We start from the raw sequence: 26,103 nt of genomic DNA on the forward strand, positions 1-26,103 counted from the left end.
CTTGACTTTGCCACGATGGGAAGCTTGAGCATCTCGCCATCGCCACCAGCCGGTCAGAGAAAAATGTCCACTTCCATCACCACTCCGGGGAAAGCATCCCTCAGCTTCCAGGTCCGCGGCATGACTTGCGCATCCTGCGTGATGCGTGTCGAGAAGTCCCTCAAGGCCGTCGAGGGCGTGCAGGACGCGACCGTCAACCTGGCCACCGAGAAGGTCTCCGTGACGGCAGCACCTTCGGTCGGCGCCGCCCAGTTGACGGCCGCCGTTCAGAAGGCCGGGTATGACGTCGAGACCCGCGACGTCGCGTTGCAGATCAAAGGCATGACTTGCGCTTCCTGCGTCTCGCGTGTCGAGAAGGCACTTCTCAAGGTGCCCGGCGTGTTGACTGCTTCGGTCAACCTTGCCACCGAGCGCGCCAATATCGGCGCCGTGACGTCGGTCAACGACGAGACGCTCGTCGCCGCCATCGAGAAGGCCGGCTACCACGCCAGCCCGGTGACCGACAGTTCGTTGCCGACGCAGCCAGCACATGCAACGCCCGATTGGCTGCCCGTCGCATTTGGCGCCGGGCTGACCCTGCCGCTCGTGGCGCCGATGCTGTTGCAGCTGCTTGGCATTGACTGGATGCTGGACGGCTGGGTCCAGCTCGCGCTCGCCACGCCTGTGCAGTTCTGGCTCGGCGCGCGCTTCTATCGTGCCGGCTGGAAGGCGCTGCGCGCCGGCAGCGGCAACATGGACTTGCTCGTGGCCCTGGGCACCTCCGCTGCGTTCGGTCTTTCGGTCTACCTGCTGCTTCGTCACGGCCAACACGGCATGCCGCACCTGTACTTCGAAGCGTCGGCCGCCGTGATCACGCTGGTCCTGCTTGGGAAGTGGCTCGAGGCGCGAGCCAAGCGCCACACCACGGCAGCGCTGCAGGCACTCAACGAACTGCGGCCGGCCGTTGCGCGGGTGCTGCGTGACGACGTCGAGTCCGAGCTGCCGATCGGGCTGGTCCGCGTGGGCGACCTGGTGCGCGTGCGCCCCGGCGACCGCCTGCCTGTAGACGGTGAAATCGTCGAAGGCAGCAGCCACGTCGACGAAGCGCTCATCACCGGAGAAAGCCTGCCCGTCACCAAGTCGGTGGGCGACCGCGTCACGGGCGGTTCGGTCAATGCCGAAGGCGTGCTCACCCTCAGGACCCTGGCCGTCGGCGCGGAAACCACGCTCGCGCGCATCATCCGGCTGGTCGAGAACGCCCAGGCCGCCAAGGCGCCGATCCAGCGTGTCGTCGACCGGGTCAGTGCGGTCTTCGTGCCGGTGGTGCTGGGCATCGCCTTGCTGACCCTCCTCGGCTGGGTGCTGGCGACGGGCAATTGGGAACAGGGGCTCATCAACGCCGTCGCGGTGCTGGTCATTGCCTGCCCCTGTGCGCTGGGACTGGCCACGCCCACCGCGATCATGGCCGGCACCGGCGTCGCCGCACAGCATGGCGTGCTGATCAAGGACGCACAGGCCCTGGAAGTCGCGCACTCCGTCGACACGGTCGTCTTCGACAAGACGGGCACGCTGACCGAGGGGCGTCCCACGCTGGTCGAGGTCCGCGGCGCTCCGGGGGTGGAAGAGACGGAGGTCCTCAGCCTGTCGGCGGCGCTGCAGCGCCACAGCGAGCACCCCTTGGCACATGCAGTCATCGAGCGGGTGCGCGCTGATCGCCTCCCGGTGCCGGAAGCCCGCGATACGCAGGCTCTGCCCGGACGCGGCATGCAAGCCACCGTCAGAGACCAGCGAGTCACCATCGGCAGCAACCGGCTGCTGGGTGAACTCGGCCTGGAACCCGGCGCGCTCGGGGAACAATCCCGACGCCTTGAGGGTGAGGGTTGCAGCATCTCGTGGCTCATCCGCGAAACCGACGGCGCCAATGTGCTGCTGGGCCTGCTGGCCTTCGGAGACACGATCAAGGCAACTGCAAAACAGGCCGTGGACCGCCTGCATGCGCTGGGTATAGACACCGTGCTGCTGACCGGTGACACCCGAGGCAGCGCCCAGGCGGTCGGTCGGGCCCTTGGCATCCGTCAGATCGAAGCCGAAGTCCTGCCCGGCGACAAGGCCGACACGGTGACGCGGCTGCGTGCCAGCGGCAGGACGGTGGCCATGGTCGGTGATGGCATCAACGATGCGCCAGCCCTGGCCGCGGCCGACGTCGGCATTGCGATGGCGACTGGCACCGACGTGGCGATGGAAACGGCCGGCATCACCTTGATGCGTGGTGACCCGACGCTGGTCGCTGCCTCCCTGGACATCTCCCGGCGGACCTACGCCACCATCAAGCGCGGCCTGTTCTGGGCTTTCATCTACAACCTCGTCGGCATCCTGCTGGCGGCATTTGGTTGGTTGAACCCGATGATGGCCGGGGCGGCGATGGCGCTCAGCAGCGTCAGCGTGGTGGCCAACGCACTGCTGCTGCGCCGCTGGCAAGCCCGTTGAGTCGCAGATCAAAGAACAAGGAGCATTCGATGCAAGGCATGAACATCGGCCAGGCGGCCGAAGCGTCAGGCGTCACCGCCAAGATGATCCGGCACTATGAGCTGGTTGGCCTGCTGCCGGCGGCGCGGCGTACCGAGGCGGGCTACCGCCAGTACGGTGACAACGAGGTCCACACGCTGCGGTTCATCCGCCAGGCTCGCGACCTGGGCTTCTCCATTGCCGAGATCACCGAACTGGTCAGCCTGTGGCAGAACCGCCGCCGCTCCAGCCGCGTCGTGAAGGCGCTGGCCGAAGCGCATATCCAGGCGCTGGAGGCCAAGGCTCAGGAGTTGCTCGCCATGAAGGCGACGCTCGAGCACCTGGTTCATTACTGCCACGGCGACGAACGGCCCGACTGCCCCATCATCGACACGCTGGCGGCTGATGTCGCTGCTCCGGCGCCAGCATCGCCAGCCGATGTGCCACAAGGCCGGCGCAAGAAGGCGCAGTTCCAATAAGGTGGAAACCCGTTTGCTCACCCCGCGCAAGGGACGGTATGTGGATTGAAGGCCGCTGGTTTTCGAAAGAACTGTTCAACCAGTTGATCGTCATCTGGCTCGTCGGCGTCTGCATCGTCGCCGTGATCGTATGGCGCCTGCGAAAGAAAAGCGGGCCGTCCGGACGAGCCCCGGCGACCCGCTCAAAACGCCGCCGCCGGTGAGGCCTAAAGACGCTTACGCCTGTTCGGTGTAAAGCAGCAACTGCAGGCCGAACAGCAGCAGCGGCAGCAGCCACGCCACCTCCAATGCCTGGGCTCGCTGGCCGCCCAGAACCGCCAAGGCCTTCGCGCCGGCCGCCACCCACAACGACGCCGCAAAGAACCGGTGCTGCGTCATGACCAACGCCATGGACCCAGCCATGTTCTCGTGGGCGTGCATCCAGAACACCGCCCCGGTGAACGCAAGCGCGACCGGCACGGCCAGCTGCCACCAGCGGTTCTTCAGCTTGCCCCATTCGATCAAGCCCTGCACGACGCCTGCGATCATCATGGCGCCACCCTGTATCAGGTGCTGCCGCGCCTCGCCAGCATAGTTCTGCGGCACGGCACTGCCGTGTAGCCAGACGTCGGCAGCGCTCTCCAGTCCGTAGCCCACGAACAGCAGCGGCAGCAGGAAGTCCAGCCAACGCCATTGAAGCACCGCGGTGCGGCGCAACAGCAGCAACAGGGCAGTGGCCGTGAAGAACGCGCCGCCCAACCAGTGCACTTGCTCGGTACTGAGGTCCATCCGATCACCTCGCTCGGGTTACCCGGGACAGGCAGCGCTTGCGAGGCCCAAGCCCATGGTGCGCCGGGCCCCAACGCGTGGGCGCTACCGTCCGGAAGGAATTGAACCAAGTTGCGACAGGGTTCAAATTTTGAAGTCGTCGAACGCGACATGGTCGTCGGAAACCCCGAGTTCCCTCAGCATTGTCCGCGTCGCCGCCAGCATCACCGGAGGGCCGCACAGGTAGAAGTCGCATCCTTGCAAGTCGGCGTGGGATTTCAACAGCTGCTCCCTGACCACGTCGTGGACCATGCCCGCGGGAAGCTCTGCGCCACGCTCCTCCGACAGCACCAGCTGCCAGTGGAAGTTCTCATGGCGCTCGGCGAGCGCCTGCATCTCCTCAACATAGGGCGCATCGGCCGCCGTTCGTGCGCCGTACCAGAAGTGGATAGTCTCCGTCGCGCCCGACTTCAGCAGGTCGAGGATCATGGCGCGCAGCGGCGCCATGCCAGCCCCGCCACCGATGAAGATCTTCTCGCGTTGGCCGTGCTGGATCGCGAAGTCACCGAACGGCCCGCTGTACTGCAGCCGGTCGCCGGCCTTGAGCCCGAAAACAAAGGCCGAGCCCTTGCCCGGGGGGTGGTTCTTGCCACCGCTGTGCTTGCCATGGCAGAAACGCACCAGCAGCGTCAGACGCCCGTCAGCCTGTTGCACCGGCGTCGACAGCGAATACGACCTGCGCAACAGGGAGCCGCTGGACCATTGCGCCGGCAGGTGCAGGCCGGCCCAGGCCGAGTGGTGCTCCTGGGGTGTCTCGATCTCGTGCTTGGCCATGCGGTAGGCCGGCACATGGATCTGGATATAGGCGCCTGGGCGGTACTCAGGACCTGGCTTGCCCTTGGGCCGCAGCACCACTTCGCGAAGGAAGGGCGACAAGGCACGAACCCGTTCCACCTCGGCCTCCTTGACGGTGCCGAGCTCAGCACCGCCTTTGACCTCCACATCGAGGTTGCGGTCCAGCTTGAGGTTGCATGCGAGCCGGCAGCCGGCTTCGATCCGGGGCGGCGAGATCAGCGCTCGATCCGCCGCGGTCGCGTCTGGCGCTGAACCCCGAACCCGCACCTCGCACAGGCCACAGGTCTGTCCGCCGCCGCAGTTGGATGGCAGCTGCAGGCCCTGCTGAGCGAGTGCGACGAAGACCGTATCACCTGAATGGGCGCGAAGGCTGCGCAGGCGACTGCCATCGGGGGCATGGACCATCAGCACCCGGGTCGATCGCCAGCGCTTCGGGATGAACTCCGCCAGGCTGAAGCTTGTGAACAGCAGCCAGATGCCGCTCAGCGCCAGCCAGAAACCGCCCACGGCCGCCGTGACCACCAGCGGGTTGTTGAAGTTCTCGCGCCCGGTGTAGTCCATGATATGCAGCATCCAGAACACATCGAACAACCGCCAGGTGCTGTTGCGATGCTCGAGCACGTCGCCCTGCTGGGACAGGTAGACGGTCGTGTCCTGCCCATCCGCGAACGCCACCCGCCACACCTTGCCTTCATGCGCGCGCGTCTCCAGCGATGGCTCGACGAGCTGGGCTGGACTGGCCGTGCCGGTGCCGGTGTACGACGCCTGCGCGAGCCGCCGTGCCAGCAATGCATCAAGTTCGACACGTTCACCGTTTCTTGCATCGATCAGCACCGTCGACTTCTCGCCGGTCAGCCGGTACACAGGGCGGTCCAGCAACCAGCCCGTCGTAACCGCCACCGCCTGATCGCGTGCCGATGCCAATAGGGGTCCTACCGCGACGACATCGGATGGCCACGGCTGCTTGGCTGGCGCCGGCGCCCGGAACTCGCGACCCCGCACCTTCTCGGCGTCCAGCAGGCTCATGACGAAGCCGCTGGACATCCACAGCACCAGTTGCAGCCCGATCAGCAGGCCAATCCATTTGTGAATCTTGCGCATCCAGGGCGTCATGGCTGAGCCCTCCGGCGAAGGCTGTAGAACACCAGCCAGGCGCCGCTCAGCGCGAAGACCAGGCCGACACCTGCGGCGACGCGCAGCAAGCTGTTGTTGACATCGGTCCGCTGGTCGTAATCCATGATGTGGAACATCCACAGGAAGTCGAACCAGCGCCACAGGTCATGGCGACGGGCGAGCAGGTCGCCCGTGTCCGGAGAAAAGTACAGCGTGGTGTTGGCGCGGTCGTCGAAGCGCACGGCCCACATGGGCACCGGTCGCTTGGCCACCTCCTGCGGCGCCTGGGTGATCCACGTGACCTCGCGGATCTCGGCCTCACCCTGGTAGATGTCCTTGGCGCGCGCGACCACCTGCTCGCGCGGCAGTGGACTCAGCACCTGGCCCGTGCGCGCGTCCACGAGGCTGGCCTTGCCGCCGCCCTTGAGCTCATAGGCCTCCTTGCCGAGGAAGCGCTTGAGCTTGAACGATTCGAAGCCTGGGCGGATCTGGGCGATCTGCGCAACGTCCAGCCGCTCGGCATGCCGCTCCAGCGGCGCGTCCGAGACGTGGGCGAGATGGTCGCCATGGATCACTTCGAGGGAGATGGCCGTCATGTAGACGCCGCTGAGCATCCAGAGCAAGGCCTGGACACCGATGACGAGGCCGATCCATTTATGGGCTCGGCGTACCCAGAAGGGCAGGTTCATAGAGGTTGTCTCACTGCGTTCATTCGTTCGTGAGGCGCCACAGACCGAAGTCTGCAGCGCCTTGCCGCTTTGCCGAGGCCTTACCAGCGATAGCCGGCGCGAACGTGCCAACGGCGCCCCTGGAGGTCGTAGGTCATCGTGTCCGTGTTGGCGTCGGTATACGACTGGATGAACGGCGGCTTCTTGTCGAAGAGGTTGTCGACGCCGACTGCAAAGTCGAGCTGCTTGTTGAACGCGTACTTGACCTGGACCGAGTGGTAGATGACGGTGGGTGCCTTGGCGCCGATGTCCGTCGGAGCAGCGTTGATGTCATCCGCCGCACCGATGTACTGCAACGTGTAGGACCCTGACCACGGCCCCTTGGCCACCGTCACTGAGCTGAGCGAGCGCCACTGCGTGTAGCTGCCACGGCCACCGGTGATCTTGCCGGTGTAGTCGATGGCATCAGCCCCTGGGAACGGCCGCACCTGGTAGTTCTTCAGGTAGGAGGCCTCGGCGTTGAGCGTCGTCATGAAGCCCGCGACGTTGAACTCGTAGAGCGCGCCCACATCGAAGCCGGAGATCTTCTCGTCCGCCGCATTGACGGGCTGTGAAGAGAGGAAATCGATCTCGCCGGTCGTCTTGTTGCGGGTGAAGCTCGACGGGCTGCAGAAGATGTGCGCCAAGCCGGGCGTGTTGTAGCAAACGGCCAGCTTGGTCGACCCGGCCACGCTCTGGATCGCGTTGGTGATCTTGATGTTGTAGTAGTCCAGAGTCAGCGTCAGCGCCTTCGTCGGGGACCACACGACACCGGCGGTCATCGTCTTGGCGTCTTCCGGGCTCAGGGTCGGGTTGCCGCCCACCGTGGTGAGGATGGTGTTGCCGAGTTGCTTGTAGCCGGCAGGCACGCCGGCGGCCTGGCAGTTCTTCGAGACCACGGACGACGTCGGCAAGGTGCTCCAGTTGCTGCACGGGTCCGTCGTCGTCAGGTTGCCTTCCGACACGCCGCCGTACAGCTCGGGGATGTTGGGCACCCGGAACGCCGACGACACGTTGGAGCGCACCTTGAGGCCGGGCAGCACCTGCCAGTCCAGGCCGGCCTTGTAGGTGCTCTTGGAGCCGAACAGGCTGTAGTCGGAATAGCGCGCCGCGGTGTTGAACTGCAGCGACTCGACGAACGGCAGCTTCTTGAGCAGCGGCACGGCCAGCTCGGCATACACCTCGCGCGCCGTGTACTTGCCGGCGATCGGGTCCTGGCGGTTGGTGTTGGCCACGCCGAGGACGGTCAGGTTGTCAGGGTCTCGCCAGCCACTTTCCTTGCGCACCTCGGCGCCGGCAGCAAACCCGACCGTGCCGGCCGGCAGGTCGAAGAGCTCGCCGCTGATGTTGGCACTGACGCCTTTCTGGTCGTTGCCGCCGGTGTCCCGGGTCTTCATCATGATGTAGCGAAGCACCTCCGGCGTCACATTGCCATAGCCCAGGTAGTTGCCGCAGGGGATGGCGGCACCGGCGGTGGTGCTGCACTTGCTGCGGTCCAGCGTCTGGTCCACGCGGTCCAGGTTGGCCACGTTCGTGGTGCTGTCCACGCCGGTGTTGCGCCCCCAGTTCACAGCCGCCGACCAGTCCCAGCTCTTGCCGAAGCTGCCCTTGGCGCCGGCGACGATCCGGAAAATGTTGGATTCCTGGCCGAAGGTGCGCGTACCGCCTTCCTCGAGACGCCTGCGCTCAAGCACCATGCTCTGGCCGGTCGGGTTCGTCGGGTGGTTGGCCGCGATGTTGATCGGCCGGTAGACGCCCAGCGCACCCGGTGTGGCGAGCTGGTTCGACTCGCGATGCGAGAACAGCGCTTCCGTGAACAGCTGGGTGTCCTCGGCGAGGTTGACCGTGCCGAAGGCGCTCAGGTTCAACCGCTTGATCGGGTTGACGGCATTTAGCGTCGGATTGCTGTTGTAGTTGTGCTTGGTGGCCGAGTACGTCTCGTAGAAGTTCGGGTCGCCACCCAGCGTCTGCTTGAAGTTGACGCGCCGCCCGTCGGCGAGCCGCGCTCGGCCACCAATGGTAGAGGAGCTGCCCACGCATGCGAGCTTGCCGTCCACTTCGGCCAGGCCGCAAGGCGCGCGCGTGGCCATGTTGATGGCGCCGCTTTCTGAATAGTTGAGGCCGGTGACGAGCGACCCTGCCGCACCTTGAAGGCCATACGCCAGGTCGACGGCCATCTCTTCACCGTCGCCGCGACTGGTCTGGCCGTAGCGCACGGAGGCTTCGCCGCCCTTGATGCCGCTCTTGGTGATGATGTTGACCACGCCGGCGACGGCGTCCGCGCCGTAGATGGCCGAGGCGCCATCCTTGAGCACCTCGACGCGCTCGATCATGGCCACGGGAATCATGTTGAGGTCGACCGAGCTGTTGGCGCCGGTGCCCCCGTTGACGACGCGGCGGCCATTGAGCAGGACCAGGGTCCGGTTGATGCCCAGGCCGCGCAGGTTGACCTGGGTCGTGCCGTAGCCGTTGCCCGTCCAGTAGGCACTGGTCTGATTGCCGGCCGTGCCGGCCGATGCAGGCAGGCGCTGCAGCAGCGTCTCCGCGGAGATGGCGCCGGTGCGCTGGATGGTCTCCGCATCGATGACGGTGACCGGCCCGACGCCTGAGATCTGCGCCTGCTTCAGGTTGATCCGGCTGCCGGTGATCTGGACCTTCTCAAGGGAGGCAGGCTGGGCATCAGAGGGGGGAGGAGCGCTCTGTTGCGCGAATGCATGGCTGACGAAGAGCAGGACGGCCGTCGCAACGGCGGTGCGCGGGAGTTGTTTAGACATTGAGTGCATCCAGTACGGTGCCGTGCCGCCGCCATCAAGGGCGAAAACGGATCAGGCACCTTCGAACCGAGGTTCGCCGGCGAGCACATGGCGATGGACACGAGAAGAGTCGTTTGACGGGGAACCCGTGGGGATCAGGAGCTCCGGCAGCCACCGCATGCCACTCAGCCGACGCGTGGCCAGCTCGTCTCGGCATGCGCGTTCGCGCAGGCCGCCGGCTGGCGGTCGTGCTGAGTCAGCTGGTTCGGGGTGGCCGTTCCTGCCCGGAGCGCAGGAACTCAGCGCGCGGTCCACCAGGATCCGGCAGGACCAGATCGGCCAGCGGATGGTCAGCCGCCACTATGGCGAGCTCGGTCACCATGGACACGCAGGAACCGCAGCTCGTGCAGTGGTTGCAAGGCGAGGCATCGCAGCAGTGCTGCGTCTGTGCATCGGACTCTGTGGCAACCGGCTTCTTGCCAGCCGCCTTGGTGATCGGCGCTCTTGCATGGGCGCCTGAGAGCGCCGCATGCTTGCTCAGGGTCTTCGCTTCGGCGACCTGTCCAGACAGCTTCGCCTTCGCAACCGCGACGGTGGGGCAGAACAGCGACGTGGCCACGCTGGCAGTCGCGGGGACGAGCACCGCGAGCACGATCAGGAGCCAGAAGCCGAGGAGTTTCATGGAGAAGGTCACGAGATGCTGCATTGCACCAAGCGTGCATGGGCCTGTCTACCTAGGGTGTTCCCCTTGAAGATGCCGCGATCGCATGGCGCCCCCGGACTGCAATGCGACCCGGCCCCGATCGGGTAGGAGGCGAGGTTACCCCCGCCGTCCTCCCACACCACCGTACGTGCCGCTCGGCATACGGCGGTTCCTGTCTACTGGGCAGAGTGCCCCAGCGAGCTTGGTTTCGTTCATCGTGTCGCCTGTCGTCCGTCGGACACCACGACACCGCGCCGAGGCTTCCGGCCTCGATGCAGGCTTGTCGTGGCTCTTGGTCTACGCCAAGACTTCTGCCCTGGAGCGTCAGAGAGCACGCGTGACTGTCCACTCATGACAGGTTCGGCCCTTCGCAGCTGCGGTCTCCAGCGGCTACTACGACCTCTGCTGACCCCTGTCAGCCCATCCCGATGCCTTGCGACGCCGGTAGCCCTTTCGGGCAGGCTGGCAGGTCTCCCAGGGTAAGACGCGCGACCTTCACTGCATATACCCGCCGCATCTACTTGCTCACCTTCCGGATGATTTCGGGCTTCGGGTTTCTTGGCCCCCTCGCCCAGTTGAGTCTGCCTCATATGCGGTTCCTGTTCGTCGGGCCACAGCTTTGCGTACAGCTTCCTTCAGATTCCGCCTCGCGGCGGACACCCTTGCTGTTCGGCTAACGGTTCCCATCATCAAGGTCCGTAGGGGACTTTCACCCCCAAGTCATCCAGCTCGCCACCACAGCGAGCCAGGCAGCGCCAGTCACGGCGCTGCGCGCCATGCCTGGCGCACCAAGAAAAAACCCTCGGTTTTGGCCGAGGGCTGAACCTTCATCGCTGTCGGCGCTGAAGCCTGCCAGGGAGGTAAGCAGGGAGGCCAGCAGTGCCGGCCTCGATGGCGACTCTAGCAGCCACGCCACCACGAATCCAAATGGGGCATCCCGCAGCCGAGTTTCGTGCGCGTTGCGCAACGACCTTGCCCCAAGCTGAAACGCCTACCCATAGAAATGCCTGAGCACGACGCCCAGGCTGTATCGACGCTGCTCGGAGCAATCTGCGCTCGCCCGAACGCGCAGGAACAGCAGCCGCGCCTTCATCAGCAGCGCCGCGTATTCATCAAGCTCGGCCAAATCCCAGGCGTTGAAACGCTGCAGGTACTCGACCGTCGGATAGCCGTCCAGGAGCTGAGCTGCTTCCTCTCGCCAAGACGATGGCAGCGAGGAGTCCCTGGAGAACTCGTCGAGCGTTTCACGCCCCCAGATCAAGTTTCTTCTGCGCTCGTCCGGCGTCGTCACGCGGCCTCCATGGAAAGCTTTGAGCACCTCAACATATCTGTGCTCAGGCCCATATCAACACTCTTGATATTCAAGGCGACGACGTGAGGCCGCCGGCCCCGCCGGCGCTTCACCCGCTCTTGCGACGCTGGGCGCCTGATGCCGAAATCTCGCTCGCAGGCGACGCGGCAGCAGCCTTGGCCAGAACGTTGGCTCTGGGCTTGGCAATGGCGAGCGGCTTGGGCGAGCCCGCCATGGCTCCGATGAAACGCTTCGGCTCTGTTGCCCTCAGCTCGGCAACCTGTTTGCGGGTGAGGCCCGTTGCCAAGACCCGCTCGGCCTTCTCCGCCAAGTCGGGGGAGATGGCGACGAACTTGCCAGGGGCAATGCGAACTCGTTTCATGCGTGGACTTTCGCAGAAAGGCACCGTGGTTGCAGCAAAAGCCCGGCGGCCTTCAGCCGGCTTCCGGGCTCGACCAGGTGCTCGGCCCACTCGTAGCGAATCCGTAAGAGCCCAGGACCGAAGACGGCCATGCAATCCGTGCCGAACTGCTGTGCGGACTTGTAGACGATCCCCTCAAAACCACCGTCCCTCGCGTTAGCCGCCAGCTCCTGCGTGCGGTTGAAGCGCAGTGACGGCCGCCTCGCGGTCGACCGCCGCCTAGCCGCTGCACGCTAGGCAGTGCGCTTTTCCGCAGACAACCAATCCTGGCTGACGCCAATGCGCTGCATCGTCATGCTGTCGGCCGTGGTGCTGAGCCGGTCACGGCCGGAAACCGGGAGGTTGTCGATGCCTGCGGAGAGCACCGGGCCGGGAGTCCAAAGTTTGGCGCCACAGATTCAGGCAGCAGGGTCGAGAGGTGAATTGGCCTTCTCGTCATGCTCCTCGGCAAGCGCGGCTGTAGCGCTCTTGAAATGGTCCTCCTGGTCGGTCTGGCCACAAGGCTCCAGCTCGCACTGCACGGTGATGTGGTGGATGCCGAATGCCTCCGCCAGGCGCCTGCGCACCTCGGGAAGGACTTCCTTTTCAGCGATGACCTCCGGCTGCGTCACAAGGTGGACCGTGAGCGTGCTCTTGCCGCTCGTCACCGCCCAGACGTGCAGGTCGTGCAGGCTTCTGACGCCGGGCACTGCCAGCAGAAGCTTCTTCAGCTCGACCATGTCGACGTCTTCGGGCACCCCCTCCAGCAGGATGTTGATGCTCGACTTGAGCAACGTCCAGGTCCGAGGCACGACCCACAGGCCGATGAGGATGGCGACGGCCGAATCGACCCAGGCCCAGCCTGTGAACTTCAGAATGATCGCGCCGACGATGACGCCGACGGAACCAATCATGTCGGCCCACACCTCGAGGTAGGCGCCCTTCACGTTCAGGCTCGACTGCTGGCCGCCCTGCAAGACGCGCATGCTGATGAGATTGATCAGCAAGCCGATGACTGCGATGACGAGCATCGCGGTCGACTGAATTTCTGGCGGCGCCTTGATGCGCAGGTAGGCCTCGTAGAGGATGTAGACCGCCACGCCGAAAAGCAGCATGGCGTTGAAGGCCGCGGCCAGGATTTCGAAGCGGTGGTAGCCGAAGGTCCTTTGGGCATCGGCCGGCCGCTTGGCTATCCGGATGGCCGCAAGTGCGATGGCCAGCGCCGCGACGTCCGTGAACATGTGCGCTGCGTCAGAGATGAGCGCGAGGCTCTGCGACACGATGCCGCCGACCAGCTCGACGAACAGGAACACCGTCGTGAGCCCGAAGGCAATCTTCAGCGAGCGCTGGTTCGCGCCCGCTGTGTGGTCGTGGCCTGCTGACCCGTGAGCGTGGTCGTGCGACATCTTCGTCTCCTTAGGCTTCTACCGGGGTCGCGACTGGAGCTTCGACCTCGTCTTCATCCCGCCGGTGCGCCCACCGATACAGCAGCGGCAGCACCAGCAGCGTCAGCGCCGTCGAAGACAGGATGCCGCCAATGACGACGGTGGCCAGTGGGCGCTGCACTTCGGCGCCGGTGCCGGTGGCGATTGCCATGGGCACAAAGCCAAGTGAGGCAACCAAGGCCGTCATCAGCACGGGACGCAACCGGGTCAGCGCACCCTCCCAGATGGCTTCATCAAGGCTCTTGCCCTCCTCGCGAAGGCTGCGGATAAACGACAGCATCACCAGCCCGTTGAGCACTGCGACACCGGACAAGGCGATGAAGCCGACCGCCGCCGAGATCGACAGCGGGATGCCTCTCAGCCAAAGTGCCAGCACACCACCGGTCAGGGCAAACGGGATGCCGGTGAAAACTAGGAGGCCGTCCTTGGCGTTGCCGAACATGGTGAAGAGGAGCGCGAAGACCATGGCCAGAGCCAGCGGCACCACGACCTGCAGGCGCTGCGACGCGGACTGCAACTGTTCGAAGGTGCCGCCCCAGGCCGTCCAATAGCCTGTCGGCACCTTTTCGCCCGCCATCGCTGCCTGCGCGTCGGCGACAAACGACCCGAGGTCTCGCCCCGTTACGTTGGCGCTGACCACTACGCGGCGCTTGCCGTTCTCCCGGGAGACCTGGTTGGGCCCCGGCGCAACTTCAAGCGTCGCCACTTCCCCAAGCGGGATGTACGACGCGCGGCCTTCAGCACCAGATTTCGGCAACGGGATGGGGAGGCGCTTGAGCGCCTCGACGTCCTGACGCACGTCTTCCGGCAGCCGCACGAGGATGTCGAAGCGTCGGTCACCCTGGAAGAAGGTGCCGGCTTCGCGCCCGCCCACGGCCGTCGCCACTGCCTCCTGCACGTCGGTCATGTTCAGGCCGTAGCGCGTGGCCTTGGCCCGGTCGATGTTGACTGAGAGCATGGGCAAGCCCGTCGTCTGCTCGACCTTCACCTCGGTTGCACCCGGCACTTTCTGCAGCGCGGCCGCAATCTTGTTGGCCGTCTCGTTCAGAGCGTCGTTGTCGTCACCGAACACCTTGACCGCCACATCGGAACGCACGCCGCTGATGAGTTCGTTGAAGCGGAGCTGGATGGGCTGCGAGAACTCGTAGTTGTTGCCAGGGACCTTTGCAGCTTCGTCGCGGATGGCGGCCAGCAGCTCGTCGCGCGTCTTGCGCGGCTCGGGCCACTGGTCCATGGCTTTCAGCATGATGTAGCCGTCGCTGATGTTCGGCGGCATCGGGTCCGAAGCAATCTCGGCGGTGCCGGTGCGGGCAAAGATGCGTTCAATCTCCGGGAACTTGGCCATGAGCGTCGACTCGAGCTGCTTCTGCATCTCCACGGACTGGGTCAGGCTCGTCCCAGGAATGCGCAGCGCCTGGATGGCGAAGTCACCCTCGTTGAGGTTGGGCACGAACTCGCTGCCCAGTTTGGTGGCCACGATGAGGGACAGAGCCACGACGACAGTGACGAGCGTCATCACGACAGGCGCGTTTCCCAGCGTCGCCTTGAGCGCAGGCTCGTAGCGGCGCTTGGCCCACTCCATCAGACGGTTCTCCTTCTCGGTCACCCGCTCGCCGATGAACAGGGCCACCGCCGCGGGCACGAAGGTCACCGACAGCACCATCGCGCCAAGCAGCGCGAGCAGCACTGTGTAGGCCATCGGATGGAACATCTTGCCCTCCACGCCGGTCAGGGCAAGGATGGGCACATAGACCACCATGATGATGAGCTGTCCGAACAGTAGCGGCCGGCGAGCCTCTTTGGCAGCCGCAAACACCTCGTGGAAGCGCTCGGCGCGCGTCAGCGCACGGCCCTTGTGCGCCTGGACGTGCGCCAGTCGGCGCACCGCGTTCTCGATGATGACCACCGCGCCGTCCACGATGATGCCGAAGTCCAGTGCACCCAGGCTCATCAGGTTGGCGCTGATACCGTACTTGACCATGCCGGTGAAAGTGAAGAGCATCGACAGAGGGATGACCATCGCCGTGATGAGCGCGGCCCTGAGGTTGCCCAGGAAGGCGAACAGCACCGCGATGACCAGCAACGCACCTTCGACCAGGTTCTTCTGGACGGTCTTGATGGCTTTGTCGACCAGCGTGGTCCGGTCGTAGACCGTGACGGCCTTGACCCCGGCCGGCAGCGTCTTGTTGATGGCCTCCATTTGCTTGTCCACGGCACGCGAGACAGTGCGGCTGTTCTCGCCCATCAGCATGAAGACGGTGCCGAGCACCACCTCCTGACCGTTCTCGGTGGCTGCGCCGGTGCGCAACTCCCGACCAAGTTCCACGGCTGCGACGTCCCGCACGCGGATGGGCTGGCCCTGCGCCGTGCCGATGATGATTTCGCCAATGTCCTCGATGGACTTGACCTGTCCAGGCGCACGCACGAGGTACTGCTCGCCGCGCCGCTCGATGTAGCCTGCACCGAGATTGGAGTTGTTCTTCTCCAGTGCGTTGACGACGTCGGCCAGGCTGAGGCCGAACGCGCCGAGACGCTCGAGGTTGGGCGCCACGACGTATTGCTTAGCGAACCCTCCGATGGAGTTGATTTCGGTGACGCCGGGCACGTTGCGCAACTGCGGCTTGACGACCCAGTCCTGGATTTCGCGCAGGTCGGTCGGCGTGTAGGCCGTGCCGTCGGGCTTCTTGGCGCCTTTCACCGCCTCAACCGTCCACAGGTAAATTTCTCCGAGACCCGTGGAGATGGGACCCATGCTTGGAGTCACCCCGGCAGGCAGCCGCTCGCGCGCCTCCTGCAGGCGCTGGTTGACGAGCTGGCGCGCGAAGTAGATGTCGGTGCCGTCCTTGAAGATGACAGTGACCTGGGACAGGCCGTAGCGCGACAGAGAACGTGTCTGCTCAAGGCCTGGCAGGCCGGCCATGACTGTCTCGATGGGATAGGTGACGCGCTGCTCGGTCTCCAGCGGCGAATAGCCGGGTGCCTGGCTGTTGACGACGACCTGCACGTTGGAGATGTCGACGACGGCGTCGATAGGCAGCTTGGTGTAGCTGTAGGCCCCGAGGGCTGCCATGGCCAGCACGGCGAGCATGACCAGCCAACGCTGTTCGATGCAGAAACGGATGATGCGTTCAAACATGTCCGTCCCCCCGCTCAGTGTTCGTGGCCCGCGCTGGCTTTACCCAGTTCGGACTTGAGGACAAAGGTGTTCTTGGACGCGACCTGGTCGCCGGCCTTGAGTCCGCTCAGGACCTCGACCAAGCGGCCGTCGGAGCGGCCCACTTTGATGGGCACAGCCTCGAAGCCGCCGGACACGGCCTTGAAGACCATCGCCTGGTTCTCGATGGTCTGGACCGCGTCTGCCGGCACCGTCAGGGGGACGTCCTGGTTTTCACCGTAGACCGATACGGTCACGAACAGCCCTGGCCGCCATGCGCCGTCGGGATTGGTCAGCGTCACTCGGGCGCGGGCGGTGCGGGTCTGTTCGCCCAGCAGCGCGCCGACGTAGGAGATGGTCCCTTCGACCTTGCTCTCGAACGCGGTCGACGAGACCGACACGCGCTGGCCGACACGAACCGTGGCCAGGTCCTTGGGCGCGACGTTGAACTCCGCCCAGACCGACCGGAGGTCCGAGACGGTGAAGATGCTGGCGTCTTCCTTGACCGCCTCGCCGAGCGCCAGGTGCTTCTCGACTACCGTGCCGTCGAACGGCGCACGCAGCTCGAAGCGGTTGAGGTTCGCCGCTGAGCCGGTCGCACCGATCGCGCCAACGGCCGCGAGCTTCTGCGTCGCGTTGCGGACGGCGATGTCCGCCTCGCGCAGGGCAGACTGGGCCTGCAGATAGTCCTGCTCGGCGGAAATCTTCTCCTGCCAGAGCTTCTTCTCGCGCTCATAGGTGACGCGGGCGGCGTCGCGGCGCTCCTGGGCAGTCAGCAGCTCGCTGCGCTGCTCGGACAAGGAGTTGCTGGCGATGACGGCCAGCATCTCGCCCTTGCGTACCGACTGGCCGAGATTGGCGACGACCTGCTCGGCCACACCGGCCAAGCGCGGCACGACGTGGGCCGTGCGGTCCTCGTTGAACCGGATTTCGCCGGTGAACTCGGCGGCAGCCTGGAGCTTTGCCGGGCCTGCGACTTGCACGGCGATGCCCGCCTTCTTGACCTGGTCCTCGGTCAGCTTGACTGAGCGCTCTTCATGCCCCTCATGTGCTTCCTTGGCAGCCGGCGCCGCCTTCTTGTCGTCGTCGCCCTCCTTGCGTGCGTGGCCGGTCTCTTCCCCATGCTCTGCCTCTTCGCCGGTTTTGTGCCGTTCGGTGAGCAGCAGTCCGCCGCCGGCCAAGATGCCGACAAGGACGATGACCGCCATCGCGATGCGTTGTTTCTTCGTGATTGCCATGTTGGTGTTCCGTTCTCAGCGACCGAGCAGGCGGTCGATGGCCGTGGCGGCTTGGTATGCGTTGGAGAGCGTGCTCAGGTAGCGCGCTCGGGCTTGCAGCAGGGATCGCTGCGCGTCGATGACGTCAAGGAAGCCGAACTTGCCGGCTTCGAAGCCCTTGCTAGCTGAGTCGTAGGCCTGCTGCGCAGCGGGCAGGACCGTCGACTGCAGCGCCTGCAGAGATGTGCGAGCAATCGACAGCTGCGCTGCCGCCGTCTGCAGGTCGGCAAGGACACGCAGGCGCGCGGCCTGGAACTCGTCCTCGGCCTTGTCGGCGCGCTTGCTGGCCTCGTAGACCGCGCCCTGGTTGCGGTCGAAGAGCGGTAACGGGATGGTCAGGCCGATGATGGCCTGGGTGCGCCCCAGTTCGTTGTCGCGCTTCGCGCCGACGCTCAGCGTCACGTCCGGCGTCGCCTTGCTGCGCTCGACATCCACCAACGCCTTGCGGCGCTCCACCTCGGTGCGGGCGGTTAGCAGCGCTGGAGCTTCCTCGAGCCGGGCCATTAGCTCAGGCAGAGGTGCGCGTTCCGGGATGACGTTGATGTCGCCCGCGACACGAACGAACCGTGGCTCCGCGTCGCCCCAGAGGTTGGCCAGCGCACGGCGGGCGGTCGAAAGTTCCGCTTGGGCTTCGGCGAGTTCGAGCTGCGCGTTGGCCTGGTCGACCTGGGCGCGCGTGGCGTCCACCGGCGAGACTTTGCCGGCCGCCACCCGCTTGGATACGGCCTGAGCGCCGCTCGTGGCGAGGTCTGCCGAGTTGCCGGCAAGCTTTGAGCGCTCCTGACCTGCGAGCACCGCGAAGTACGCCGCGATGGCCGACGAACGAACCTGGGCCTTCGCGTTGGTCAGCTCGACCTGAGCAAGGTCGCGGGCACGCTCAGCCGCGTTGACACGGGCGGCGCGTTTGCCACCCAGTTCCAACGGAATGTTCAGCGTTGTCGTAGTCGTTCGCGTCGCGCTGCGGGTGTCCTCGACGCTTGCAGCGAGTTCCGGGTTCCGGAATGCACCGGCCTGCCGGACGGAACCGTCGTGGGCCTCAAGCTCTCGCTGCGCCGCCGACACCACGAAGCTTCGCGATGTCGCCAGGTCGAGTACCTGTTCGAGGGTGAGTGTGTCCGTCGTCGTCGCCTGCTGGGCGCGGACGGTGAAAGGGCTGAGCAATGCGGCCGCCAGCCCGAGCGGCCAAAGAAGTCTTCTCATCGAATCTCATAGGTTGAAACCGGGGATTCGGCGAGACGGGGTGGTTGGAGGTCCTCCTGTCTCGCCGGCTAGGCGAGACGGCGCCACTGAGGGCGGTCTGGCGCCCTTGTGGGCGCGGACGCATGAGCGTCAGAGGTGACGGCGACCAAGCCGGCCGCAAGGCCTATGGGCCATAGGCCTGCCAGTGCATCGGCGGCTATAGCCGAACTGCTGATGTGGCAAGAAGCACAGTCGTTGTCGACGACCAGCTTCTTCGCCATGGGCTTCTTCGCTTCAGCCTCGTGTGCGTCTGCCTTGTGCTCGTGCTGGTGGTGGCCGAAGTGCTTGGCACCTTGCGTTGTCGTCTCATGCTCACAGTACGCGGCCGCAGCGCCCCAGGCGACCTGAAGAGGCAGCAGGAATGACAGCGCCACCAGGAAGGCGGTGGCCAGGCGGTGGAGGCGACGGATGGTCATCAGTGTTGGCAGTCTAGCGGTTCGGCTTTTGCTGGCGCCCGCCGCACGCCATCATGTCTGCTGCTCCGGCTTGGATGAGGCACGTCCGTGCCAGAGGAAGAACCCAAGCACGAACGCCAGAACGGCCGCCTGGGCGGCCAGACCGATGGTGGATGGGTACACCCCCAGGAGTTCAAGGCGAGGGGACGGCAGCGCGCTCGGGACAATCCAACCGGCCTCCTGCAAAGCTGCGACCCCCTTGCCTGTGAGCACGACGGCGAGCACGGCGACCAGCCAGGAGCTGGCGGAGAAGAACTTGCCAACGGGCAACCTCGCGCTGAAGCGCAGAAGCAGGACGGTGATTGCTACCAAGGACAAGATGCCAGCAGCCAGCCCAGCCAGGATGGCGTGGTCGTTGCCCTGGCCCCAAAGCGCCGCGTAGAACAGGATGGTCTCGAAGACCTCGCGATACACCGCGATGAAGGCCAGGCCAAACATGAAGAACGCCGACTTGCGGTTCAGGGCGGCAGACATGCGCTCACGCAAATACGCCTGCCACTGCCCGGCAACGCTCTTCTGGTGCATCCACACGCCAACGCTCACGAGCACTGCCGCAGCGAAGAGGCTCGACAACCCCTCCGTCACTTCACGGTTCGCTCCGCTGATGGTGACGAGGTACGTTGCAGCACCCCACGTCGCCGCGCCTGCAAGAAGCGCCGTTACCCAGCCGGCGTGGACGTAGCCCAGCACATCAGGACGTTCCGCCTTGCGCAGGAACGCAATCATGGCAACCACGACGAGCAGGGCCTCAAGACCCTCGCGCAGCAGGATGGTGAGGCTGCCCAGGAAGGCAGCTGTCCAGTCCGCCGTTGAGTCCGCAAGCACCCTGTCTCCCAGCGTGAAGAGCTGCTCCACGTCGGCCGCCGATGCGGTCACTTGTTCGACCGGGGACCTGTCCGAGATGCTTGACCGGTAGCGGCCCATCGACACTTCAATTTGGTTCTTCAGCGAGCCATCTTTGGCCGCGAGTGCATGCTCGTAGGGCTCAACACCATCCAGATAGGACGACAGGGCAAGGTCTTGTGCCTTCTTGAGGTCGCCGGCCTTGTACGCGGACAGGCTGTCCTTGAGCTGCTTGCGTGCCAGCGACAGGCTGCCGGTTGCAGCCTTGCTCAGTGCATCGGGATGCGCGTGCAGATAGGCCATCACGGCGCTCGCGTCCTTTTCGCCAAGCGACTCAGCCAAGTCGTTCTGCGTCAGACCGACGAAGCGGTCGACATTGGGAACAGCGGTTTTTGCCTTCTCTCCCTCAGCCCACACCTTCTTGCCTTGCCCGACCTCGTCGCTGTCATGCGCGAATGTTCCAAGGTAGGTGGCAACGGCCCATCGGTCTTCCTCGGAAAGCTGGCCGAACGCGGGCATCGCTGTTCCGGCGATACCTTGCGACACAGCTTGGTAGAGCGCAAAGAGGCTGCGTTGGCGCGCACGCTCCTTGTCGGTGAAGGCGACGGGCGGAGGGTTCAATGCCTTGCCCACCGGGCCCATGCCGTTGCCCGTCGCGCCGTGGCAGCTCGCGCAGTTTTCGGCGTAGACCTTGGCTCCAAGTCCCACGTCTGGGATGTTCGACGGCGCCAGCGGGACGGGATAGGCAGCGACAAGGTGCTTGGCCAGAGCCTTGGACAGCGTGCCGACCTTGCTTGCCTCAGCTTGGGCGCCGATGGCCGCCTCAAGCTCTGTAGCCTGGGCAATCAGCGCGGCCTTTTCGCCCTTGGCCTCCAGTCCTTCGATTTTGGTTCGCGCCGTCAGCACGAACTCCTTCATCTCGTCGTACTCGGACTGCGAGACGACCTTCCCATCCTTGACGGCACCGGCGTAGTCGACGGCCAGGTAGTCGAGGATTTGCCAGACGCGCTTCACGTCGGCTTCCGACGCTTGTGAAACGCCTGAGAAGATGAACGCAGCGAGGACGGCGAGGACCTTGGTGCTGCGGTGGACCGTCTTAGTGAGACTCATTTCGGTTCTTGTGCAAAAAGATGGCCCGCGCAACGCGAGCCATTCGGTCGAGGACTTAGCGGGAGCTTTTCAACAGGCGCAGTCCGTTGAAGACAACCAACAGGCTGGCACCCATGTCGGCAAAAACAGCCATCCACATCGTCGCGCTGCCGAACACCGCCAGCACGAAGAAGACGGCCTTGATGCCAAGTGCAAGGACGATGTTCTGCCAGAGGATGGCGTAGGTCCGCTTGGACAGCCGGATGGTCTCGGGCACCTTGCGCAGGTCATCGTTCATGATGAGCACGTCGGCCGCCTCCTTGGCCGTATCGGTGCCAGCGCCACCCATCGAGAAGCCCACGGCAGCCGCAGCCAGGCTTGGCGAGTCGTTGACGCCATCGCCGACCATGCCCGTCTGCTGGGCCCGACCCAGCTCGGAAATCACCTTGAGCTTGTCCTCCGGGAGCAGGTTGGCCCGCACGTCGTCGATGCCGACCTGGCCGGCAATCGCTTTGGCGGTCGACGGGTTGTCGCCGGTCAGCATGATGGAGCGGATGCCAAGTGCCTTGAGGTCAGCGACGGCCTGCCTGCTGGTTTCCTTGACGGTGTCGGCGACCGCGAACAGTCCCAGGACGCGCTCCTGGTCTGCCAGCAAGGACAGCGTGCGCCCCTGCGCCTCGTGCTCTTCAAGCCGGGCCTCTAGCTCGGCGGAGCACAGGCCTCGCTCATGCACCCAGCGGTGATTTCCAAGGATGTACTGGCTGCCATTTACCGTGCCGTGAACGCCTCGGCCCATGTCGGCTCCGAAGTCTTCGACGGGAAGTGTCTCGCCGTCCAGGCCGGTCGCGACGGCCTTGGACACGGGGTGGTCTGAGCGCGCGGCCAGGCTCTTGGCGATGCGCAGGACCTCCGCTTCCGGCACGTCCTGCGGCAAAGCCGCGTGGGCGACGAGTCGCGGCTTCCCCTCGGTCAACGTGCCGGTCTTGTCGAGCGCGACCACCTTGAGCTTTCGCGCCTCCTCAAGGTGGACGCCGCCCTTGATGAGGATGCCGCGACGCGCTGCAGCGGCCAAGCCGCTGACGACGGTCACGGGCGTCGAGATGACGAGAGCGCACGGACAGGCAATGACTAGCAGGACCAACGCCTTGTAGAGCGCTGTCATCCACGGCCAACCCATGAGGAACGGCGTTCCGACAGCGACAGCAAGCGCCAGGACGAAGATGGCCGGCGTGTAGATGGCCGCGAACTTGTCAACGAAACGCTGAGTTGGCGCGCGCTGGCCTTGTGCTTGTTCGACCGCATGGATGATGCCGGCCAGCACTGTGTCGCTGGCGGACTTGGTCACTTCGAACTCGAGCGAGCCGCTCTGGTTGATGGTCCCCGCGAAGACGCTGTCGCCTGGCGCCTTGTCGACAGGAATGCTTTCGCCGGTGACTGGGGACTGGTCGACGGCACTCTGACCGGCGGTGACGCGGCCATCGAGGGCGAAGCGCTCTCCGGGCTTGACGCGGGCGGTCGAGCCAACCGCCACGGTCTTGGCGTCCGCGCTGGCCCAGGCGCCGTCAGTCTGGCGCACCTCCACTTGCGGCGGCGACAAAGCCAGCAGGCCGGTGATCGCGTTGCGCGCCCGCTCCACCGAGCGCGCCTCGATGAGCTCGGCCAGGGAATACAGCGCCATCACCATCGCGGCTTCCGGCCACTGCCCAATGGCAAATGCACCGGCGACGGCCACAGACATCAGGGCGTTGATGTTGAGCTGCCCGTGCAAGAGGGCTGAAAGGCCTTTGCGGAACACGGCAAGACCCGACAGCGCAATGGCACCTGCCGCGATGGCCATACCCACGGCCTTCCAGGCCAAGGTGTCCGGCGCGACGAAGTGGACCAGCTCCGCGCCGACGGCAACGAGCAGCGCCGACACCAGGCGAATCAGTTCGGCGCGCTGAGCCTTGGCTGTGTCCTCCGCAGGAGGCGGTGCTGACAGCGTCTCCGTCTTGAAGCCGATGCCATTGATGGCGGCAATGACCGGCTCCCAGGTTGCCTGCGGGGCGTCGATGTCCAACGCGCGTGCGGGCAGGTCAAACCGCAACCCGCGGACTTCAGGGAAGCGCTCCAGCGCCCGGCGTATCTGTCCTTCCTCGGTTGGGCAGTCCATGGCCGGGATGCGCAGCAGCAGGCCGCCGGACGTCGCGGCGACTGGGGCCTTGGTCTCTGCGCCGCAGGCCGAACCGCAGCATGGCGACTCCTGGGGGTGCACATGGCTGGAGTCGCTCCCATGGGCTTGTCCAGCCCCATGCGCATGGTCGTGCTCATCGTGATGGTCGGCATGGTCGCCGTGCGCGTGCTCGTGGGTGCTCATGCTTGCTCGTGTGTCGGGTGCAGAGGTATTTGACAACCTGTAGCTGCTACAGAGTCAAGCCCCTACACTTTCTGCTGGATAGTCGGAGAAATCATGAAGATTGGTGACCTTTCCACCGCGTCGTCCACGCCCATCGAGACCATCCGCTTCTACGAGCGCGAGGGCTTGCTGCCCGCGCCGGGCCGGACGCAGGGGAACTTTCGCGTGTACGAGGCGCCGCACCTGGAGCGGCTGCAGTTCATCCGCTACTGCCGCGGTCTCGACATGTCATTGGACGAGGTGCGGGCTCTGCTGCGCTTCAAGGATGCCCCCGGTGAGGACTGTGGTGACGTCAATGCGCTGCTCGACGAACACATCAGCCATGTGTCCAAGCGCATCAAAGAACTGCGTACGCTTGAAAAGCAATTGAAGGAGCTGAGGCAGCGGTGCGGCGATGTCCGGCCGGCTGACCAATGCGGCATCCTTGCCGGCTTGGCAGAGGCGTCGCAAGAGTCATCGCCGGCCGAGCAGCCCGGCACCCATCTACGCTCCGTGCACAAGCACTAATCACCGAAAAGGAACAGAGTCAGCGTTGACTCGTGCAGCAAGTGCGATCGACTGCAACGCGCGCTCGACCGCCTGGCACAGCGAGGTCCTCCAGGATGGTGCAGTCGACGGCAGCCCCGCCAGCGCATGCCGTATCGCAGCTATGCACGAACTGGGTCATATTGGCTTCGAGCGCCTGCAGCTCGGCAAGCTTCTCTCGAACCTGGTCCAGGTGCCGCGCCGCGATGTCGCGCACCTCAATGCAAGGCTGATCGGGTTCGTCGACCAGGCTCACCAGCTCACGCACCTGATCGATGGAGAACCCGAAATCGCGGCAGCGCCGGATGAAGGTCAGCCGATTGATGGCGTCGTCACCGTAGACCCGTCGACCGGCTTCCGTGCGCGGCCCCGGCCGTAGCAGCCCAATCTCCTCGTAATACCGGATCGTCGGCACCGAGCAGCCGGTCTGCTGGGCGACCACGCCAATGGAGCGGTTGGGCGACTTGTTCATGCGCTCAGCTTAGCGTTTGCAGCCACACCCCGAGCCAGGCGCGGCCTCCGCAGGGGCATCAGGCAGGAACTGACAGAACAGCCAGCGGGCGCCGACCGATTCCTGCTGCGGGGCTGTGATGCAGAGTCGAACGGCTCCGGCCTCGGTGCACATGTGGAACTCCAGGAAAGCACAGCAGCTTCGCTCCAACTCCACGATCTCTGCCAACTCGGCGGCGGCGGCGGGGTCATAGACCAGTTCCAACGTCGAACCTTTGAGCTCATGCGCGCGAAGATGGGCCAGCGTGAGCTGCCGAATCCGCGCCAGGCGCGGCCCCATCTCCGACGGGCCCAACTTGCAGGCGACGGCCGCCGGCTCAGCGGCAAGCACTCTGAGCCTCCGTCGAACAGCTCTGGACGCACCCGCACTTGGCACGACGAGCGGCCTCTCGCCGCTTCCATCCCCAAATGCCAAGCAGGCCTGCCGCAACAGCGGCCAGCACGGCAACAGCTGGCAACAACTCGTCGGCGCAGGCCCACAGCGCGCTGCCAAACGCTGCGAGCCCTCCGGCGATGCCGAGCAGCGGGACCGCGCAACACGCGGCGCAGGCGGCGCTGAGGCCGAGGGCAACTTTCCAGGGTTTCATGAGGGCTCCTTGATGACTCAAGCCGTCACGGTAGAACCTCAAGCCACTTGAGGAGCAAGCGCTGCCCTTGACCTACCGTCCTGCGTGCTCAGGAGCGGCCATGCATCCGGCAAGCCGCGCAAAACGCCGTCGCCTCGCCACCAGCAACCATCAACCAGCGCAACTCGAGCAGCCGCCCTGCACCTGCACCGGCGGACACTTCACCGAGCCATACGAGCAGAACACGCAGCAGTGGCCAGGCTTCGGCCGCAGCAACGTCCCGCACTGCTCGCACTCGTAGAAGAACTGGCAGGCGTCGGTGGGCATGTGTTCTCGCTTGACGTGCCGGCACTGTGGACACGTCAACACGGAGTCCAGCACGGCGATGGTCGCCATCGTCATTTGTGTTCCGTGGAAGGAAATCCCGCGTCGCTGGTCGCCTTGATCAGAGCAGCTGTGCTGGTCTTGCCACCGTCGAACGTGACAGTGGCCGTCTTGTTCTCGAAGTCGACGCGCACCTGGGTGACGCCGGGCACGTGTTCCAGCGACTTCTTGATGGTGACCTGGCACAGGCTGCAGGTCATGTTCTGCACGTCCAGCACCGCCGTCGTCGGAGTTACCGCGAGTGCAGCGAACGGCATCAGGGCGATCATCAGAAGGGTGATCGAGTTGCGCATATGAGTTCCTTCAGAGAAAGAGCGGCGCCAGCCAGGGCACCGACAACAGGGCTAAGAGCAGGATCGCGACGGTCCAGAAGACTAGGCGCTGACGCCTGAGCACGATCGGCTGGGCACAAGCCGTGCCGAGCTCGCACGCTCGCGGCTGAAGGTACAGCCGGTGGAAGGCCAGGCCTAGGAATAGCAAGGTCGCGCCGATGAGCCAGGGCCGCAGCGGCTCAAGCGCCGTGAGGTTGGCCACCCAGGCGCCGCCAATGCCCATCATCAGCAGCACCAGAGGGCCGACGCAGCACGCCGAAGCGCCAATGGCAGCCATCACGCCGGCGAGGAGAGAACCTTTGACGTTGAACGTAGCCATCTGCTGGGTGATCTTGTTCGATGGCAACCAGTCTAGAG

Annotated in this window: 25 protein-coding genes; 4 read left to right on the plus strand and 21 right to left on the minus strand. The window is 65.1% G+C overall.

Annotated elements, in window-relative coordinates; all coding sequences use genetic code 11:
* Window positions 1–63 precede the first annotated feature (63 nt).
* From AC0IZJ_RS02870 to AC0IZJ_RS02880, 3 genes are read left to right on the plus strand one after another with little or no spacing between them, the layout of a single operon-like run.
* The gene (locus AC0IZJ_RS02870) at window positions 64–2,466 is read left to right on the plus strand and encodes a heavy metal translocating P-type ATPase (protein WP_471846453.1); all 2,403 of its coding nucleotides are present in this window, start codon (window positions 64–66) and stop codon (window positions 2,464–2,466) included.
* 38 nt (window positions 2,467–2,504) lie between these two features.
* A complete protein-coding gene (cueR, locus tag AC0IZJ_RS02875; protein WP_471847129.1) occupies window positions 2,505–2,963 on the plus strand; it encodes a Cu(I)-responsive transcriptional regulator in 459 nt (152 codons plus the stop codon).
* 38 nt (window positions 2,964–3,001) lie between these two features.
* A complete protein-coding gene (locus tag AC0IZJ_RS02880) occupies window positions 3,002–3,166 on the plus strand; it encodes a hypothetical protein (RefSeq protein WP_471846455.1) in 165 nt (54 codons plus the stop codon).
* Between the two features lie 13 nt (window positions 3,167–3,179).
* Here the strand turns inward: AC0IZJ_RS02880 and AC0IZJ_RS02885 are convergent, their stop codons facing one another.
* From AC0IZJ_RS02885 to AC0IZJ_RS02960, 16 genes are all read right to left on the minus strand, one after another.
* Window positions 3,180–3,668 (minus strand): hypothetical protein, encoded by a 489-nt coding sequence (locus tag AC0IZJ_RS02885; RefSeq protein WP_471846457.1) that lies wholly within the window; start codon window positions 3,666–3,668, stop codon window positions 3,180–3,182.
* Window positions 3,669–3,854: 186 nt separating this feature from the next.
* On the minus strand, window positions 3,855–5,678 hold the full coding sequence (locus AC0IZJ_RS02890; protein WP_471846459.1) for a 2Fe-2S iron-sulfur cluster-binding protein: 1,824 nt from the start codon (window positions 5,676–5,678) through the stop codon (window positions 3,855–3,857).
* Window positions 5,675–6,367 (minus strand): PepSY domain-containing protein, encoded by a 693-nt coding sequence (locus AC0IZJ_RS02895; protein ID WP_471846461.1) that lies wholly within the window; start codon window positions 6,365–6,367, stop codon window positions 5,675–5,677. The genes AC0IZJ_RS02890 and AC0IZJ_RS02895 overlap by 4 nt, the downstream gene beginning before the upstream one ends.
* Before the next feature lie 80 nt (window positions 6,368–6,447).
* Window positions 6,448–9,159 carry a TonB-dependent receptor gene (locus tag AC0IZJ_RS02900; protein WP_471846463.1) on the minus strand — a complete coding sequence of 904 codons (2,712 nt, stop codon included), beginning with the start codon at window positions 9,157–9,159 and terminating at the stop codon, window positions 6,448–6,450.
* 235 nt (window positions 9,160–9,394) lie between these two features.
* Window positions 9,395–9,844 carry a hypothetical protein gene (locus tag AC0IZJ_RS02905; protein ID WP_471846466.1) on the minus strand — a complete coding sequence of 150 codons (450 nt, stop codon included), beginning with the start codon at window positions 9,842–9,844 and terminating at the stop codon, window positions 9,395–9,397.
* Window positions 9,845–10,832: 988 nt separating this feature from the next.
* Window positions 10,833–11,132 (minus strand): BPSL0761 family protein, encoded by a 300-nt coding sequence (locus AC0IZJ_RS02910; RefSeq protein ID WP_471846468.1) that lies wholly within the window; start codon window positions 11,130–11,132, stop codon window positions 10,833–10,835.
* Window positions 11,133–11,241: 109 nt separating this feature from the next.
* A complete protein-coding gene (locus AC0IZJ_RS02915) occupies window positions 11,242–11,514 on the minus strand; it encodes a hypothetical protein (RefSeq protein WP_471846470.1) in 273 nt (90 codons plus the stop codon).
* Window positions 11,511–11,744, minus strand: a complete 234-nt coding sequence (locus AC0IZJ_RS02920; protein ID WP_471847131.1) for an RES domain-containing protein — start codon at window positions 11,742–11,744, stop codon at window positions 11,511–11,513. Before AC0IZJ_RS02920 ends, AC0IZJ_RS02915 begins: the two co-directional genes overlap by 4 nt.
* Before the next feature lie 42 nt (window positions 11,745–11,786).
* Window positions 11,787–11,918 (minus strand): hypothetical protein, encoded by a 132-nt coding sequence (locus AC0IZJ_RS02925; protein ID WP_471846472.1) that lies wholly within the window; start codon window positions 11,916–11,918, stop codon window positions 11,787–11,789.
* A gap of 33 nt (window positions 11,919–11,951) precedes the next feature.
* Window positions 11,952–12,938: a cation diffusion facilitator family transporter gene (locus tag AC0IZJ_RS02930; protein ID WP_471846474.1), complete on the minus strand. Its 987-nt coding sequence runs from the start codon at window positions 12,936–12,938 to the stop codon at window positions 11,952–11,954.
* Window positions 12,939–12,948: 10 nt separating this feature from the next.
* Window positions 12,949–16,113 (minus strand): CusA/CzcA family heavy metal efflux RND transporter, encoded by a 3,165-nt coding sequence (locus AC0IZJ_RS02935; protein WP_471846476.1) that lies wholly within the window; start codon window positions 16,111–16,113, stop codon window positions 12,949–12,951.
* A gap of 14 nt (window positions 16,114–16,127) precedes the next feature.
* Window positions 16,128–17,369, minus strand: coding sequence for an efflux RND transporter periplasmic adaptor subunit (locus tag AC0IZJ_RS02940; protein WP_471846478.1), 1,242 nt, complete (start codon window positions 17,367–17,369; stop codon window positions 16,128–16,130).
* Between the two features lie 15 nt (window positions 17,370–17,384).
* The gene (locus tag AC0IZJ_RS02945) at window positions 17,385–18,608 is read right to left on the minus strand and encodes a TolC family protein (protein ID WP_471846480.1); all 1,224 of its coding nucleotides are present in this window, start codon (window positions 18,606–18,608) and stop codon (window positions 17,385–17,387) included.
* Window positions 18,609–18,676: 68 nt separating this feature from the next.
* On the minus strand, window positions 18,677–19,063 hold the full coding sequence (gene czcI / locus AC0IZJ_RS02950) for a cation efflux protein, CzcI family (RefSeq protein ID WP_471846482.1): 387 nt from the start codon (window positions 19,061–19,063) through the stop codon (window positions 18,677–18,679).
* Between the two features lie 51 nt (window positions 19,064–19,114).
* Complete coding sequence (locus AC0IZJ_RS02955; RefSeq protein WP_471846484.1) at window positions 19,115–21,055, minus strand: FTR1 family protein; 1,941 nt, start codon at window positions 21,053–21,055, stop codon at window positions 19,115–19,117.
* Between the two features lie 55 nt (window positions 21,056–21,110).
* Window positions 21,111–23,390 (minus strand): heavy metal translocating P-type ATPase, encoded by a 2,280-nt coding sequence (locus AC0IZJ_RS02960; RefSeq protein ID WP_471846486.1) that lies wholly within the window; start codon window positions 23,388–23,390, stop codon window positions 21,111–21,113.
* A gap of 93 nt (window positions 23,391–23,483) precedes the next feature.
* On the opposite strand from AC0IZJ_RS02960, the gene cadR reads away from it, so the two are divergent.
* A complete protein-coding gene (cadR, locus tag AC0IZJ_RS02965) occupies window positions 23,484–23,936 on the plus strand; it encodes a Cd(II)/Pb(II)-responsive transcriptional regulator (protein ID WP_056192253.1) in 453 nt (150 codons plus the stop codon).
* 19 nt (window positions 23,937–23,955) lie between these two features.
* On the opposite strand, the gene AC0IZJ_RS02970 is transcribed toward cadR, so the two are convergent.
* The 5 genes from AC0IZJ_RS02970 to AC0IZJ_RS02990 form a co-directional block, all read right to left on the minus strand.
* The gene (locus AC0IZJ_RS02970) at window positions 23,956–24,426 is read right to left on the minus strand and encodes a MerR family transcriptional regulator (protein WP_471846489.1); all 471 of its coding nucleotides are present in this window, start codon (window positions 24,424–24,426) and stop codon (window positions 23,956–23,958) included.
* A 9-nt stretch (window positions 24,427–24,435) separates the two neighbouring features.
* Window positions 24,436–24,795 carry a hypothetical protein gene (locus tag AC0IZJ_RS02975; RefSeq protein ID WP_471846491.1) on the minus strand — a complete coding sequence of 120 codons (360 nt, stop codon included), beginning with the start codon at window positions 24,793–24,795 and terminating at the stop codon, window positions 24,436–24,438.
* Between the two features lie 406 nt (window positions 24,796–25,201).
* Window positions 25,202–25,426, minus strand: a complete 225-nt coding sequence (locus tag AC0IZJ_RS02980) for a GDCCVxC domain-containing (seleno)protein (RefSeq protein WP_471846493.1) — start codon at window positions 25,424–25,426, stop codon at window positions 25,202–25,204.
* Window positions 25,427–25,428: 2 nt separating this feature from the next.
* The gene (locus AC0IZJ_RS02985) at window positions 25,429–25,707 is read right to left on the minus strand and encodes a heavy-metal-associated domain-containing protein (protein ID WP_471846495.1); all 279 of its coding nucleotides are present in this window, start codon (window positions 25,705–25,707) and stop codon (window positions 25,429–25,431) included.
* Window positions 25,708–25,717: 10 nt separating this feature from the next.
* The gene (locus tag AC0IZJ_RS02990) at window positions 25,718–26,092 is read right to left on the minus strand and encodes a mercuric transporter MerT family protein (RefSeq protein ID WP_471846497.1); all 375 of its coding nucleotides are present in this window, start codon (window positions 26,090–26,092) and stop codon (window positions 25,718–25,720) included.
* Window positions 26,093–26,103 lie beyond the last annotated feature (11 nt).

The sequence above is a fragment of the Roseateles sp. AC306 genome, assembly GCF_979253795.1.